Annotated in this window: 13 protein-coding genes; all 13 read right to left on the bottom strand. The window is 37.8% G+C overall.

Annotated elements, in window-relative coordinates; all coding sequences use genetic code 11:
- Positions 1–6: 6 nt before the first annotated feature.
- Positions 7–687, bottom strand: coding sequence for an ABC transporter ATP-binding protein (locus ACFIK0_RS03260; protein WP_273791269.1), 681 nt, complete (start codon positions 685–687; stop codon positions 7–9).
- Positions 687–1,955, bottom strand: a complete 1,269-nt coding sequence (locus tag ACFIK0_RS03255) for a lipoprotein-releasing ABC transporter permease subunit (protein ID WP_273791270.1) — start codon at positions 1,953–1,955, stop codon at positions 687–689. The genes ACFIK0_RS03260 and ACFIK0_RS03255 overlap by 1 nt, the downstream gene beginning before the upstream one ends.
- Positions 1,956–1,966: 11 nt before the next feature.
- Complete coding sequence (gene proS, locus ACFIK0_RS03250) at positions 1,967–3,292, bottom strand: proline--tRNA ligase (RefSeq protein ID WP_375637639.1); 1,326 nt, start codon at positions 3,290–3,292, stop codon at positions 1,967–1,969.
- A 202-nt stretch (positions 3,293–3,494) separates the two neighbouring features.
- A complete protein-coding gene (locus ACFIK0_RS03245; protein WP_273791272.1) occupies positions 3,495–5,171 on the bottom strand; it encodes a ribonuclease J in 1,677 nt (558 codons plus the stop codon).
- Between the two features lie 45 nt (positions 5,172–5,216).
- Entirely contained in the window at positions 5,217–6,026 is an 810-nt protein-coding gene (locus ACFIK0_RS03240) for a biotin--[acetyl-CoA-carboxylase] ligase (protein ID WP_375631153.1), read from the bottom strand.
- A complete protein-coding gene (gene nuoN, locus ACFIK0_RS03235) occupies positions 6,026–7,480 on the bottom strand; it encodes an NADH-quinone oxidoreductase subunit NuoN (protein WP_375637640.1) in 1,455 nt (484 codons plus the stop codon). The genes ACFIK0_RS03240 and nuoN overlap by 1 nt, the downstream gene beginning before the upstream one ends.
- A 17-nt stretch (positions 7,481–7,497) precedes the next feature.
- Positions 7,498–8,967: an NADH-quinone oxidoreductase subunit M gene (locus ACFIK0_RS03230; RefSeq protein ID WP_273791287.1), complete on the bottom strand. Its 1,470-nt coding sequence runs from the start codon at positions 8,965–8,967 to the stop codon at positions 7,498–7,500.
- Positions 8,967–10,931, bottom strand: coding sequence for an NADH-quinone oxidoreductase subunit L (nuoL, locus tag ACFIK0_RS03225; protein ID WP_375631157.1), 1,965 nt, complete (start codon positions 10,929–10,931; stop codon positions 8,967–8,969). The genes ACFIK0_RS03230 and nuoL overlap by 1 nt, the downstream gene beginning before the upstream one ends.
- A gap of 6 nt (positions 10,932–10,937) precedes the next feature.
- Positions 10,938–11,246, bottom strand: a complete 309-nt coding sequence (gene nuoK / locus ACFIK0_RS03220; RefSeq protein WP_273791275.1) for an NADH-quinone oxidoreductase subunit NuoK — start codon at positions 11,244–11,246, stop codon at positions 10,938–10,940.
- A 13-nt stretch (positions 11,247–11,259) separates the two neighbouring features.
- Positions 11,260–11,880: an NADH-quinone oxidoreductase subunit J gene (locus ACFIK0_RS03215; RefSeq protein ID WP_273791276.1), complete on the bottom strand. Its 621-nt coding sequence runs from the start codon at positions 11,878–11,880 to the stop codon at positions 11,260–11,262.
- Positions 11,881–11,974: 94 nt separating this feature from the next.
- The gene (gene nuoI / locus ACFIK0_RS03210) at positions 11,975–12,466 is read right to left on the bottom strand and encodes an NADH-quinone oxidoreductase subunit NuoI (protein ID WP_273723184.1); all 492 of its coding nucleotides are present in this window, start codon (positions 12,464–12,466) and stop codon (positions 11,975–11,977) included.
- Between the two features lie 14 nt (positions 12,467–12,480).
- Positions 12,481–13,527, bottom strand: coding sequence for an NADH-quinone oxidoreductase subunit NuoH (gene nuoH / locus ACFIK0_RS03205; protein WP_375637643.1), 1,047 nt, complete (start codon positions 13,525–13,527; stop codon positions 12,481–12,483).
- Between the two features lie 27 nt (positions 13,528–13,554).
- Positions 13,555–15,624: an NADH-quinone oxidoreductase subunit NuoG gene (nuoG, locus tag ACFIK0_RS03200; RefSeq protein ID WP_375663480.1), complete on the bottom strand. Its 2,070-nt coding sequence runs from the start codon at positions 15,622–15,624 to the stop codon at positions 13,555–13,557.
- Between the last annotated feature and the right edge of the window lie 41 nt (positions 15,625–15,665).

The following is a 15,665-nucleotide window of genomic DNA, read 5'->3' as shown; positions in this document are numbered from 1 at the left end:
CTTGCTTTAAGGAAGTTCTATAATCTTTTGTTCTTTAAGTGTAATTCGACGATGCATTTGCTTAGCCAAAGCGTAATTATGTGTTGCAATAAGAGCAGAAAGACCAGACTGACGAACAAGGATAGATAAAGCTTGAAAGACATAAGCTGAAGTTACTGGATCAAGATTTCCTGTAGGTTCATCAGCCAAAAGAACCGAAGGGCCATTTGCTACTGCACGTGCAATAGCAACACGTTGTTGTTCTCCTCCCGATAACTCTGAGGGACGATGGTTCGCACGATGAGAAACACGCAGATACGTCAATAATTTGCGCGCACGATCTTCTGCTATAGATTTTTTTAATCCTGCTATCATTTGCGGTATCATGACATTTTCTAACGCCGTAAACTCTGGAAGTAAATGATGAAATTGATAAACAAAACCAATATCATTCCGTCTTATAGCTGTTCGCTCACTATCAGAGCGCTTTGCACAAGAAACACCCCGTAACATCACATCACCAGCTGTTGGTTTTTCTAATAATCCAGCAATATGAAGAAGTGTTGATTTTCCAGCACCAGATGGTGCAACAAGTGCGACAAGCTCTCCACGATTAAGAATAAAATTCGCTTTATCTAAAACAATGAGCGGCTTATGGCTCTCGAAAAAGTGTCTTTCAATCTCTACAAGCTCTAAAATAGCTGTCATTATTCATACCTCAAAGCTTGTACGGGGTCTAGCTTAGCAGCACGCCATGCCGGAATGAGAGCAGCAAGAAACGACAAGAATAAAGCCATCATAGCAACCAAGATGGTCTGTTTCCACTCAATTTGTGCAGGCAATTTTGTTAAAAAATAAAGTTGAGGATTAAAAACATCGACATTAAATAACCAAGATATAAAATCTTGGATATGATTAATATTCGCGGTCGCGATAACACCTAAAACTAAACCCAATATAGTTCCAATAAAACCAATCATCATTCCTGTAATGATAAATATACGCAAAATCGCACTCTGTTGAGCCCCCATCGTGCGTAAAATTGCAATATCATGACTTTTATCTTTTACAAGCATAATCAGCCCTGAAATAATATTTAAAGCAGCAACAAGAACGATCAGAGAAAGAATGAAAAACATAACATTTCGTTCAATCTGTAAGGCTGAAAAAAAAGCCTGATTGCGTGTACGCCAATCAATTAAATAGACCTGTTGTTCAACTGCTTTTTCTACAACAGGTTTTATTTGATCAACAGCATCAGGATCATTTAGAAATAATTCCAAAGACTGAACCTTATCTCCCAAATTAAAAAACATTTGTGCTTCATGGAGAGGCATAAAGATAAATATTGAATCATATTCAGACATACCAACTTCAAAAATAGCAACGACTTTATAAGCTTTCACACGTGGGGTAACGCCAAAAGGAGTCTCATCACCATCTGGAGTAATAATACGAATATCTCTTCCAACTGTCAGTCCTAATTTTTCTGCTAAGCCACTTCCAATTGCAACACCTTCTTCTTGATCAAACCGAGAAATCGATCCTAATTTAATGTTTTGAGAGACTGTTTTAAGCTTTTCTAGATCTTGTTTGCGCATACCACGAACTAACGCGCCAGAGCCACCTTGAACTTCACCTTGAACAAGCGCTTGACCTTCAATAACAGGTAAAGCAAACTTCACACCATTTGTAGTTTCTAAAGAAGAAATAAGAGTCTTATAATCAGAAAAACCAGAATCAACTGTTTGAATAATAAGATGCCCATTCATACCAAGAATACGATTGAGAAGTTCTGTACGAAAGCCATTCATCACCGCCATAACAACAACCAGAGCAAATACGCCCAACATAATCCCAATAAGAGAAATAATTGAAATAACAGATGCAACGACATGTTTTTTATTGGGAATCATATAACGAAAAGCGATCATCCACTCATAAGATGAAAAGCATTTGTTTTTCAGCCTCTTCATAACATTTCCTATTAAATTATAGAAAGTTGGCTGAGCACATCTTCAACCTTTAGAGATTTTTTTATTCCTGTTTTTCGATCTTTAATTTCAACTTCATTTTGTGCAATGCTGTTAGGGCCAACAATGACTTGCATTGGCAAACCAATCAAATCCATTGTTGCAAATTTTGATCCAGGACGTTCATTTCTATCATCTAATAACGGATCAAAACCAACCTCCTTTAATCCCTGATAGAGAAACTCACATGCCTGTGTGCATTTTTCATCATCGGGTTTCATATTGATAATCCCAAAATCAAACGGTGCCATCGACTTTGGCCAAATAATACCATTTTCATCATGAGAAGCTTCAATAGCGGCCGCAACAAGACGCGAAGGCCCAATACCATAAGATCCCATAGAGACCACATGCTCTTTTCCATCTTGTCCCATAACTTTTGCTCCCATTGGAGCAGAATATTTAGTACCAAAGTGGAAAATATGACCTACTTCAATACCACGCGCTGAAAGACGATTATGATCAGAAACTTTAGCCCACTCCTCTTCATTATGCATTTCTTCCGTTGCTGCATAACAAGATGTCCATTGCTTAACAATATCATCTAAAACAGCTTTATCACTAAAATCGATTGAACTATCTGGAACGGTAAGTTCAAGAAATTGTTTATCACAGAAGATAGCACTCTCTCCTGTTTCAGCCAAAATGATAAATTCATGACTGAGTTCCCCCCCTATTGGACCTGTATCTGCACGCATAGGAATTGCTTTTAATCCCAGGCGAGAAAAAGTGCGTAAATAAGCAACAAACATACGATTATAAGATGTTTTAGAGCCTTCATAATCAAGATCAAAAGAATAAGCATCTTTCATTAAAAATTCTCGTGCTCGCATCACACCAAAACGTGGACGAATTTCATCACGAAATTTCCATTGAATATGATATAAATTCAGCGGAAGATCTTTATAAGAACGAACATAAGAGCGAAAAATATCTGTTACCATCTCTTCATTGGTTGGACCATAAAGTAAATCACGCTTTTGACGATCTTTAATGCGGAGCATTTCCAAACCATAATCATCATAACGACCGCTTTCACGCCAAAGATCAGCAGACTGAATTGTAGGCATCAATATTTCTATTGCACCCGCACGTTCTTGCTCTTCACGAATAATTTTACAAACTTTATCAAGCACTTTTTTTCCCAAAGGAAGCCAAGAATAAATCCCTGATGTTTGTTGTCGAATCATTCCAGCGCGCAACATGAAGCGATGAGAAACAATTTCTGCTTCTTTAGGATTCTCTTTTAAAAGTGGAAGGAAATATTGAGAAAGACGCATTGAAATAATTAACTCCTAATCAGATCTATCATATCGGAACAATTTATCACACCCTCTATTCATCTATAGCCGCATTCTGAATACTTGCAAATATAACGATCTTATCATTTAAAAATTTATTGTGCTTTATTCTCTATTTTTCTTATTTAGCAATAAAATAAAAATGCTCTTCTCTTTTTAAATAACGTAATATGAAAGTTCTTTATTTTGACCGATGTAAAAAAACTGTACAGATAGGTTTTTTTTGCCAAATTTCATGAACAGCCGCTCTCACTGCACGTCGTGTTGCCTCTCGAATAAGTTCATTATTTTTCTGTTTCATGCGTGGGATATTATAAACTGTATTTTCTACGATATCTAAAAGAATATCTTTTAAACTTTTCCCCTTTCCATTACTTTCAGGTAACCCTAATATTGTTAGACCTATATCCCCTAATAATTCATGCTTACTATTTATATGGAGAGAAATAGTAACATGACCAGCATAACTTAGTTTGCGGCGCTCACGAATCCCTAATTCATCTTCATCTCCAATTAAGCAACCATCCTTATAGATGCGGCCAACAGGAACTTGATCAATAACTTCTACAGGCTTTGGTGCAAGGCGTAAAATATGTCCATTTCTGATATCCGTAACAGTTTTAATACCTGCTTGACGTGCTAAAGTTGCCTGAGCCTTAAGATGCATTGCTTCCCCATGTACAGGGACAAGTATTTGTGGCTTTATCCAATCATACATCTGTAAAAGTTCTGAACGACGTGGATGACCTGAAACATGAACAAGCGCATCTTCATTCGTAATAATTTCAATACCCAAATCAATGAAACGATTTTGTACCTCAATAATCGCTTTTTCGTTTCCTGGAATACTTCGTGATGAATAAATAACGGTATCACCAGCGGAAAGTGCAATATTTTTCATTCCATCACGTGACAGTTTAGCCAAAGCTGCACATGGCTCACCTTGGCTCCCAGTGACAATTAAAACAAGATCTTTTCGCGAGATATAGCCATAATCATCTTCCGTTACAAATGGCGCTAAACCATTCATATAACCAAGCTCTTGTGCAACCATAATACTTCGCTTAAGGGAACGCCCAATGACAAGCACCTTACGTCCAGCAGCTTCAGCTGCAAGAGCAATAGAACGTATCCGACCAATATTAGAAGAAAAAGTTGCTATCGCAACGCGCCCTTCAGCTTTGGAAATAATCTCAGAAAGACTGGCTTGAACTTGCTGCTCTGATGGAGATATACCATCCCGACATGCATTTGTGGAATCACAAAGTAATGCTAAAACACCTTTTTTGCCTAAAGCACGAAATCTTTTTTCATCGGTTACAGCCCCGAGTGAAGGGGTATGATCAATTTTCCAATCACCAGTATGAATCACAGTCCCCAAAGAGGTTGTAATTGCTAAAGATACAGATTCTGGTATTGAATGGTTAACGGCTATAGCCTCTACAGCAAAGGAACCTACCTGAAAACAATCACCAGCTTGAAAAATATTGAGTAAAATTTTTTGAGATTCAAAATCTAATTGTTTTTTAGTTTCCAATAACCCTGCCGTAAAAGGCGTACAGTAAATTGGCACTTGTAACTTTGGACATAAATCAAGAACGGCCCCATAATGATCTTCATGTGCATGTGTTAAAACAAGACCCCGTATATTATGTTTTTCACTTTCTAGGAAACGAATATCAGGCAAAACAAGATCGACACCTGGTAATTCAGAACCAGCAAAACTAACCCCCATATCAACCAGCAGCCATTCACGAAGACTTTGGGGACCAAATCCGTAAGCAGCTAAATTCATCCCTATCTCACCTACACCTCCCAGAGGTAAAAAAACAAATTCATTCTTATTGGCTGCAACCATAAACATCTCCCAAATCATTAAGGTATCTGATGGTAAAATAATTTTTCAATAACGACCTGCATTAATAGAATCAGCGGAACCAAAATGAACATCTCCAGCTGTTATAATGGCTGTCTGACCGTCTTTTTGCTTTATGATGCAGTTAAAATCACTATCAAGACCATCAAAAATACCCTCAATGACTTTTTCATCATTCACCACTTTGACATGTTTTCCAAGGTGAGCGGAATATAAAAGCCATTTTTTTCGGATTATTTCACATCCTTTTGGTTGTTTCCAAAGAAGATAATTTTTAGAAAAACACTCCGTCAAAACCGTAAATAATTGTTCTGCATCAATATGCAAACCGATATTCTTTAAGCTTGAAGTGGAATAAGGTGCATCTTCATAATTATATTTCACATTTATTCCAATACCAATAACCAAGGCATATTGTTGTGATGACAATTTTAAAATCTCAAGCAAAACTCCAGAGCTTTTTTCTCCTTTGAGCAAAATATCGTTTGGCCATTTTAAGCTCACAATATTGTTTGTCTGCTTTTCCTCTTTTATCAATTGTTTTATTGCCTCTGCCACACTTACTCCAGCAACAAAGCCAAGTTGAGCCGCAGTTTGATGAACAATATCATCAATTAATAAAAGACTAGAATAAAGGTTCCCTTTTGGACTAGACCAAGTCCTCCCTCTTCTTGCTCTTCCCTGTGATTGTTCTTGTGCAACAATCCAAAGATTACCTTGATGACCAGTTTTCGCTTTTCGTTGCGCAATGAGATTTGTTGAATCAACACTATCGTACGCTTCAACAGTATATCCCTGTTTTTGTGCAAAATCTGATAAAGTATAAACCATATTCATTAAAACAATGCTGTTGCTGCTTTTTCTGCTAGCTCAGCGAACCAAACTCCAAAAAGCGCGTAAAATAAAATAAAGAATACAGAAAGACTAAGACAAAACTGAAGCTCATTCGATAAAGCAACAAAATGCGCTTTTGCATCATCAAACCACATAATTTTAATGACTCTCAAATAGTAAAAAGCCCCAACGACAGACGCTATCATCCCCACGACAGCAAGTGGAGTAAGTCCAGCGTGGACAGCCGCAGAAAATGTATACCACTTTCCAAAAAAACCAGCCATAGGAGGTATGCTTGCTAAAGAAAAAAGCTGTATTGTCATCACAACAGCCATAAAAGGATTCGTCTTTGCTAACCCTGAAAGATCATAAATATTTTCAACATTGCCATTCTGAGAGCGCATTCCAAGAATAAAGGCAAATGAACCAATCGTCATTCCAAGATAAATCGTCATATAAAGAATAACACTTTTTACTCCTAGCATATCTCCAGCAGATAAACCAACAAGTGCATAGCCCATATGACTGATCGACGAATAAGCCATTAAGCGCTTAATATTATTTTGACCAATTGCAGCAAAAGCACCCAGTATCATTGATGCAATCGCCATGAACACCAAAATTTGTTGCCATGCAGGCATCACGTTATCAACACGCCCTAGGGGAATAAAGGTCGTCACAATAATACGGATGATTAAAGCCATTGCAGCAACTTTAGGGGCACCAGCAAAAAATGCTGTAATCGGTGTGGGCGCTCCTTCATAAACATCAGGTGTCCACATATGAAATGGAACAGCAGAAATTTTGAAAGCCAAACCAGCTAAAATAAAGACAATTCCAAAAATGACCCCCAATTGTACATTCTTACCTTTTAAAGCAAGAGCAATTTCGTGAAAACCAATTTGACCGGTAAAACCATAAAGTAAAGAAATACCATAAAGAAGCAACCCTGAAGATAATGCTCCTAAAACAAAGTATTTTATACCGGCTTCAGAAGATTTTACATTATTACGATTAATCGCTGCTAAAACATATAAAGCTAAAGATTGCAGTTCTAACCCCATATAAAGCGACAGCATATTACCCGCTGAAATCATAAACATCATTCCAAGGGTTGCTAAAAGAACAAGCACTGGAAACTCAAATATATTAAACTTTTGTGCATTGGCAAAACCAACAGACATAATAAGAGAAAAGAGTGCGCCAATAAGCATTAAAATTTTCATATAACGACTAAAGGAATCGATAACGAGCGCATTGGTTTGAAATGAACCATTTTTCGGAAAAACTATAAGAATAATAATGGTTGCCACAAGAAGTGCCATGGCTAAACCTGTCACTGTTAAAGAAGCACGTGTATTGGAATAAACACCAATCATAAGTAGCACGACAGCTCCTAATGCGATTAAAAGCTCCGGAAGAATTAAGACTAATTGCGCTATTATTTCAGTTTGCATGTGCATTCTTCCCTTATCTAGTGCAGTTTATTGATGAGGGTTTCTACGGAAAACGCCGTTGCCTTAAGAATAGGCGTTGGATAGATACCAAAGAATATTGTAAGAATAACCATTGGATAAAGGAGGAATTTTTCTCTTAAAGAAAGATCTATTAATACTTTTAAATTCTCTTTATCCAAGGAACCAAAAACCACACGCCGATAAAGATAAAGGGCATAGGCTGCCGATAAGATAACACCTGTTGTTGCTAAAACAACAACCAATTTATTTACTTGAAAAACACCTATTAAGGTTAAAAACTCACCCAAAAATCCTGAGCTTCCAGGCAAACCAACATTTGCCATAGTGAAAATTAAGAAAACAACAGCATATTTAGGCATATTATTCACTAAACCACCAAACGCTGAAATTTCACGTGTATGCAAGCGATCATAGATAACCCCAACACAAAGAAACAATGCTGCTGAAACAATTCCATGGGATAGCATCTGATAAATAGCCCCTTGTATCCCCTGTTCATTTGCAGCAAAAATACCCATTGTCACATACCCCATATGCGCTATTGAAGAATAAGCAATAAGTTTTTTGATGTCACTTTGAACAAGTGCAACCAGTGATGTATAAATAATAGCGATAAGCGATAATGTGAAAACAAAAGGCGCAAAATCTGCTGAAGCGATAGGAAACATAGGCAAAGAAAAACGAAGAAAACCATACCCACCTAATTTGAGTAAGACACCAGCTAAAATAACGGAACCCGCTGTCGGTGCTTCTACGTGAGCATCAGGGAGCCATGTATGAACTGGCCACATTGGCATTTTAACTGCGAAAGAAGCAAAAAATGCAAGCCATAGCCATATTTGCATATGAGCAGGAAACTGATAATTGAGTAAAGTTGGTATATCAAGTGTCCCAGCCTCCCAATACATAACCATAAGAGCAACCAGCATAAGCACTGAACCAAGTAAAGTATATAAGAAAAACTTTATACTTGCATAAACACGACGTGCTCCTCCCCATACACCTATAATGATAAACATTGGAATAAGGCTGCCTTCAAAAAAAACATAGAATAGCATTGCATCAAGAGCACAAAAAACGCCAATAATCGCAACTTCTAGAAGAAGAAACGCAATCATATAAGCCTTTAATCTCTCTTTAACATTCTCCCAACTTGCTAAAATACAGAAAGGCAAAAGAAAAGCCGAGAGAACAACAAAAAGAATAGAAATACCATCAACCCCCATATGATAGCTAATACCCCCCCCTAACCAACTGGATTTTTCAACCATTTGAAAATTTTGGTTGCTAGAATCAAATCCTATCCAAATAATTAAAGAAATAATAAAAACAAATAGAGTCGTAAAAAATGCGACATTACGTATATTATGGCGTGCTACTTCACTATCATCTTTGATAAACAAAATCAGAAGCACACCAACAAGCGGCAAAAATGTAACCGTAGAAAGAATAGGCCAATCGGTCATTAGTTTACGCCCCCGATCATCATCCATGTAATGAGCAATGCAACGCCGATAAGCATTGCAAATGCATAGTGGTAAAGATAGCCTGTTTGCATTCGAACAACTCTATTTGTAATATCAACAACACGCGCTGCAATACCATTAGGACCTAGACCATCAATAATCTTACCGTCTCCCACTTTCCAAAGAAAAGAACCAATTCTAAAGGTAGGACGAACAAACAAAAAGTTATATAATTGATCGAAATACCATTTTTGGTAAAGAAAGTTATATGTTCTTGGCATAATACGAACCATTTTCTTAGGAAGAGATGGAATAGAAACATAAAATAAATAAGCTAAGATAAACCCAAGAAGCATCGCTATAAATGGCGACCATTTTACCCAATTAAAGACATGGTGGGCATCATGAAGAATGTGATTATGGCTGCTTGTAAATAATGCTCCCTTCCAAAAAGCATTATACAACTCACCAAAAAAGTAAGGTTGGAAAACGACACCAGAAAATATTGCTCCAATAGATAAAAGAAAGAGTGGAATCAACATAACTGGAGGCGATTCATGAACATGATGCATCACATCAACTGTTGCCCGTGGTTTACCATGGAATGTCATAAAGATAAGCCGCCATGAATAGAAACTTGTTAAAAAGGCAGCAAAAACAAGAAGATAAAAAGCATATCCTGAAGCAATATTATGAGATGCAAAAGCAGACTCTATAATCGCATCTTTTGAGAAAAAACCTGCAGTCCCGAAAAGTGTTCCTGGAATTCCAACACCGGTCAAGGCAATGGTCCCGACCATCATCATCCAATAGGTGACCTTTATATGTTTGCGTAACCCACCCATTTTTCGCATATCTTGTTCATCAGATACAGCATGAATCACAGAACCTGCACCAAGAAACAATAAGGCTTTAAAAAAAGCATGCGTAAAAAGATGAAAGACAGCAGCGCCATAAGCTCCAACACCTAATGCCACAAACATATAACCAAGTTGAGAGCATGTAGAATAAGCAATAACACGCTTAATATCATTCTGCACCAACCCCACAGTTGCTGCAAAAAACGCTGTTGTTGCACCAACAATAATAATCACGGTCAAAGCAGTCGAAGAAAGTTCAAAAATTGGCGACATACGCGCAACCATAAAAACACCAGCCGTTACCATTGTAGCAGCATGAATAAGCGCTGATACAGGGGTTGGTCCTTCCATTGCATCAGGCAGCCAAGTATGTAAAAGAAATTGTGCGGATTTTCCCATCGCACCAATAAATAATAAAAGACATGTAATGGTAATTGCCGTCTGCCCATCAAATTGCCAATCTAAAAATGTCACATTTTGTATAAAGCTCTTGTCGGCAGCTTTTGCAAAAATAGAGGCAAAATCAACCGATTGGAACAAAACAAAAATACTAAAGATTCCTAAGAGAAAACCAAAGTCTCCAACACGGTTAACTACAAAAGCTTTCATTGCGGCCTTATTAGCAGAATCGCGCTGAAACCAAAAACCGATGAGTAAATAAGAAGCAAGTCCGACACCTTCCCATCCAAAAAACATCTGAATCAAATTATTGGATGTGACCAACATAAGCATCATAAATGTAAATAAAGAAAGATAAGAAAAAAAACGAGACCTTGAAGGATCATGATGCATATAACCAATTGAATAAATATGCACCAATGCCGAAACACTGTTTACAACAATAAGCATGACAGCTGTTAATGCATCAACATGTAAAGCCCAATTAAAGCTTAAGTCACCAACAGTCATCCAATGTAATACCGATACATCAATCGCTGGAATATGACCAAGTGCAGTACTGAAAAATGCTATCCACGATAATATGGCAACAACAACCATAAAGCTACATGTTATCAATTCACTCGCACGATCTCCTATCGTTTTTCCACCTAGTGCAGCAATTAAAAAACCCAAAAGCGGAAGAAAGACAATCGTATAATACATCACTGGTTAGCCTTTCATTACATTAACATCTTCAACCGCAATGGAACCACGATTACGGAAAAAAACGACCAGAATTGCTAAACCAATGGCAGCTTCAGCAGCTGCTACGGTTAAGACAAATAAAGCAAATACCTGACCAACGAGATCATGAAGAAATGCTGAAAATGCAACAAAATTGAGATTAACTGAAAGCAATATAAGCTCAATGGACATCAAGATAATAATCACGTTTTTTCTGTTGAGAAAAATTCCAGCAATACCAATTGTAAACATCAAAGCAGAAACAGTGAGATAATGTGTAATATCAATATACATCTACATAGCCCCCTTATATACCTTTGCCTGATTCAACTTGTTTGATTTCAATAGCACTTTCTACCGTTCTAGAAACTTGCTCCGCAATAGATTGCCGCTTTACTCCTAATTTATGACGAAGTGTTAGAACAATAGCTCCAATCATTGCAACCAATAAAATCATTCCAGCAATTTGAAAATAGAAAACATAATCCGTATAGAGAATATCACCTAATGCTTGTGTATTTGTTCGCTGGGCTAAATCTGGCATTGGTTGCGTAACATGCGTTCTCAAGATTGGAGAAAAATAGCTACTCATAAAAACAACAATCAATTCTACAGCGATAATAACACCAATAAGAGCTCCAATAGGAGCATACCGAAGAGTTCCACTCTTTAACTCAGCAAAATCAACGTCAAGCATCATAACGACAAATAAAAATAAAACAGCGACAGCTCCAACATACACAACAAGCAGAATAAGCCCTAAAAACTCTGCCCCTGCAAGTAAAAACAAAGCTGCTGCATTAAAAAATGCGAGGATTAAAAACAAAACAGAATGCACTGGATTGCGTGCTGTAATAACAATAACTGCACTTGTTAGCATAATAAAAGCAAACAAATAGAAAAATGCCGCCGCTAGATCTGTTAGCATAGGCTTCTCCTTAATTATTCAAACAATTGGTATAAACTTCATACCAGATTACAATTTATCGGAAAAATATCCGACACCTCATTTAACGATACACTTAACGATAAGGCGCATCCATCAATATATTTCGAGCAATTTCTCGCTCCCAGCGATCTCCATTCAATAAAAGCTTTTCTTTATCATAATAAAGTTCTTCACGTGTTTCCGTCGCAAACTCAAAATTTGGACCTTCGACAATAGCCTCAACCGGACAAGCTTCTTGACAAAAACCACAGTAAATACATTTAACCATATCGATATCATAACGGACAGTTCTACGTGTACCATCATTGCGCCGTGGCCCAGCTTCAATTGTAATCGCTTGAGCAGGACAAATCGCTTCACATAATTTACAAGCAATACACCGTTCTTCACCATTTGGATAGCGACGCAATGCATGCTCACCGCGAAAACGCTGAGATACAAAACCTTTTTCATAAGGATAATTAATCGTGGGCTTTGGTGAAAAAAATTGGCGCATAGCTAAGAAAAAAGCACTCACAAATTCCAATAGAAGAAGTGACTTTGCCGCCTGAATGAAACCTGACATCGTAAAATCTCCTCTTAAACGAAATCCGTAAACTTTAAAAAAGCAGCAGTTATCACAACCATTGCTAGTGAGAGAGGAAGAAAAACCTTCCAACCAAGCCGCATGAGCTGATCATAGCGATAACGTGGAACAAATGCTTTAACCATAGCAAACCAAAAAAATACAAAACAGACTTTTAAAACAAACCAAATGATACCAGGAACCCAATTAAGCCACCAAACATCTAAAGGAGGCAGCCAACCGCCTAAAAATAGAATGGTTGTTAATGCGCACATTAAAACAATCGCAACATATTCACCTAAAAAGAAGAGCATGTAAGGCGTTGAAGAATATTCTACCATATGACCAGCAACAAGTTCAGATTCTGCTTCCACCAAATCGAATGGAGGACGGTTTGTCTCTGCAAGCGCAGAAATAAAAAATATAATAAACATTGGAAAAAGGACCAACCAATTCCAATCGAGAAAACTGTTAAAAGGAAGACCAAGAGTTGTACCAAAACCATGACTTTGTTTAAGAACAATTGTTGTAAGATCCAACGAACCACTCACTAAAATAACGGTCACAAGCACAAAACCAATGGAAACTTCATAAGAAACCATTTGTGCCGCCGAACGAAGAGCTCCTAAGAAAGGATATTTTGAATTTGATGCCCATCCCCCCATAATAACACCATAAACTTCAAGAGATGAAATGGCTAAAATATAAAGCAAGCCAACATTAATCTTCGCAACCTCCCAACCCTCATTGACAGGAATAACAGCCCAAGTTGATAAAGCAAGTGTCGCTGAAACAAAAGGAGCCAAAAGAAAAACCCCCTTATTTGCACCTGCTGGGATAATAGGTTCTTTCACAACAAATTTAATTAAATCTGCAAAAGACTGTAACAATCCCCATGGACCAACAACGTTTGGTCCACGACGCAATTGTACCGCAGCCCAAATTTTTCTATCTGCGTAAAGAAGGTAAGCAACTAAGACCAAAAGAACGACCAAAAGAAGAAGTGTTTTTCCGATTATAATGAGTAATGGCAACAGCCAAGTCATAAAGAAATCATACATCATTATTCTTTTTCCTTTGCCCTTACTTTACAGTACAGTTTGCGTAGAACGATTTTTTGCAAGAGATGAACATTTAGCCATAACAGCAGAAGCACGTGCTATCGGATTTGTTAAATAAAAGTCTTTAACCATAGAAGTAAATGTTTGACTCTCGAGAGAAACCATTTTTGAACCAAGCGCCTTAAGACCACTTATATCAGAAGGCACTATATCATCAACAGCACAAAGGTGTGGATAATCATTAAACAAGCATTGCCTTAATTGAGGAAGAGAATCAAAAGGGAGTTTTTGTCCTAAAATATCCGATAAAGCACGCAAAATAGCCCAATCTTCTTTTGCTTCACCTGGAGCAAAACCAGCCCGATTTGTCATTTGAACACGTCCTTCTGTATTCACATAAAGCCCTGATTTTTCAGTGTAAGCAGATGCAGGCAAAATAACATCAGCAGCATGTGCACCATTATCACCATGGCTCCCAATATAAACTGTAAAAGCTTTTGTATTGGCTAATTCTACTTCATCAGCACCAAGCAAAAATAGAACTTCACAGGTTTTAAGTATATTTGCAACCCCAAGCTTAGAAGTAAAGCCTATGTCTAACCCTCCAACAATCGATGCTGCATTATGAAGAACCCCAAACCCATTCCATGTCTCACTAAGAGCACCAATATTATCAGCTAATTTAGCAAGACTTTTTAAAACAGATAAACCTTCATTTCCTGAAACAGCCCCCTCTCCGATAAGAATAAGGGGCCTCTTCGCTTCTTTTAAGACATTAAAAAAAACATCCTCTCCACGAATAAGTGTCGTTAATGTATCACTCCCAGATCCAAGGTAAGAATAAGGATAACGTAAATCGATTTTCTCTCCAATTAATGCAATAGGAAAATTGCCCATCCGTTGGCGCTTTAAAATACGCGCATTTAAAACAGCTGCTTCATGACGTGGATTAGATCCCACAATAAGCAGTGCATCAGCCTGTTCAATACCTACAATTGTAGGATTAAAAATATAACTCGAGCGTCCAAACTCTGGCGATAAAGCCCCCCCTCTTTGACGACAATCAAAAAGCGTTGAGCCCAAAGAGCTCAATAATGTTTTAAGGGCATACATTTCTTCAACAGAAGCAAGATCTCCAGCAATGGCTCCAATTTTTTCTGGAAAAATTTTAGAGATCACCATTTTAATTTTTGCAAAAGCTTCTGTCCAACTGACAGGTTGAAGCTTTCCATCTTTGCGTACATATGGCTTATCAAGCCGCTGAGTCCGTAATCCATCCCAAATAAAACGCGTTTTATCAGAGATCCATTCCTCATTTACATCTTCATTCGTACGCGGCATAATCCGCATAACTTCACGGCCGCGGCTATCAATACGGATAGCACTACCAAGCGCATCCATCACATCAATCGATTCCGTTTTTACCAATTCCCACGGACGGGCATGAAACGCATAAGGTTTTGAAGTTAAAGCTCCCACTGGACAAAGATCAATAACATTTCCCTGTAATTCAGATGTCATAGCTTTTTCAAGATACGTCGTAATTTCAGCATCTTCACCACGACCGATCAAACCAAGCTCAGAAATACCTGCAACTTCCGTTGTAAAACGAACACACCGTGTACAATGAATACATCGTGTCATAACAGTTTTGACAAGAGGTCCAATATATTTATCTTCTACAGCACGTTTATTTTCTGTATAACGAGAACAATCTCGTCCATAAAGCATTGCTTGATCTTGAAGATCACACTCTCCCCCTTGATCACACACTGGACAATCCAAAGGATGATTAATGAGAAGAAATTCCATAACACCTTCACGTGCTTTTTTTACCATCGCCGTATTGGTAAAAATTTCAGGTGCTTCACCGTTAGGCCCTACTCGTAAATCACGAACCCCCATAGCACAAGAAGCCTGAGGTTTTGGAGGACCACCCTTAACCTCAACTAAACACATACGACAATTTCCAGCAATTGATAAAGATTCATGAAAACAAAAACGTGGCACTTCAACACCCGCCGCCTCAGCAGCCTGAAGCAACGTGTAGTAATCAGGAACTTCAATCTCTTTGCCATCAACTTTGATATTTATCATCACCCATCCAACCTGCGGATAACCCACTTAAAATTTGCATT

Source organism: Bartonella sp. CL63NXGY (assembly GCF_042194905.1).
GTDB lineage: Bacteria > Pseudomonadota > Alphaproteobacteria > Rhizobiales > Rhizobiaceae > Bartonella.
The sequence above is the reverse complement of the archived record's forward strand: the minus strand, read 5'-3'. Positions and strand labels throughout refer to the sequence as shown.

What these genes read in the sequence shown, in the direction of transcription:
- ACFIK0_RS03215 (WP_273791276.1), bottom strand. Translation starts at nt 11,880, where the DNA reads ATGCTAACAGATCTAGCGGCGGCATTTTTCTATTTGTTTGCTTTTATT.
- nuoL (WP_375631157.1), bottom strand. Translation starts at nt 10,931, where the DNA reads ATGTATTATACGATTGTCTTTCTTCCGCTTTTGGGTTTTTTAATTGCT.
- ACFIK0_RS03260 (WP_273791269.1), bottom strand. Translation starts at nt 687, where the DNA reads ATGACAGCTATTTTAGAGCTTGTAGAGATTGAAAGACACTTTTTCGAG.
- ACFIK0_RS03240 (WP_375631153.1), bottom strand. Translation starts at nt 6,026, where the DNA reads ATGAATATGGTTTATACTTTATCAGATTTTGCACAAAAACAGGGATAT.
- nuoI (WP_273723184.1), bottom strand. Translation starts at nt 12,466, where the DNA reads ATGTCAGGTTTCATTCAGGCGGCAAAGTCACTTCTTCTATTGGAATTT.
- ACFIK0_RS03245 (WP_273791272.1), bottom strand. Translation starts at nt 5,171, where the DNA reads ATGGTTGCAGCCAATAAGAATGAATTTGTTTTTTTACCTCTGGGAGGT.
- nuoK (WP_273791275.1), bottom strand. Translation starts at nt 11,246, where the DNA reads ATGTATATTGATATTACACATTATCTCACTGTTTCTGCTTTGATGTTT.
- nuoG (WP_375663480.1), bottom strand. Translation starts at nt 15,624, where the DNA reads ATGATAAATATCAAAGTTGATGGCAAAGAGATTGAAGTTCCTGATTAC.
- nuoH (WP_375637643.1), bottom strand. Translation starts at nt 13,527, where the DNA reads ATGTATGATTTCTTTATGACTTGGCTGTTGCCATTACTCATTATAATC.
- ACFIK0_RS03255 (WP_273791270.1), bottom strand. Translation starts at nt 1,955, where the DNA reads ATGAAGAGGCTGAAAAACAAATGCTTTTCATCTTATGAGTGGATGATC.
- ACFIK0_RS03230 (WP_273791287.1), bottom strand. Translation starts at nt 8,967, where the DNA reads ATGACCGATTGGCCTATTCTTTCTACGGTTACATTTTTGCCGCTTGTT.
- nuoN (WP_375637640.1), bottom strand. Translation starts at nt 7,480, where the DNA reads ATGCAAACTGAAATAATAGCGCAATTAGTCTTAATTCTTCCGGAGCTT.
- proS (WP_375637639.1), bottom strand. Translation starts at nt 3,292, where the DNA reads ATGCGTCTTTCTCAATATTTCCTTCCACTTTTAAAAGAGAATCCTAAA.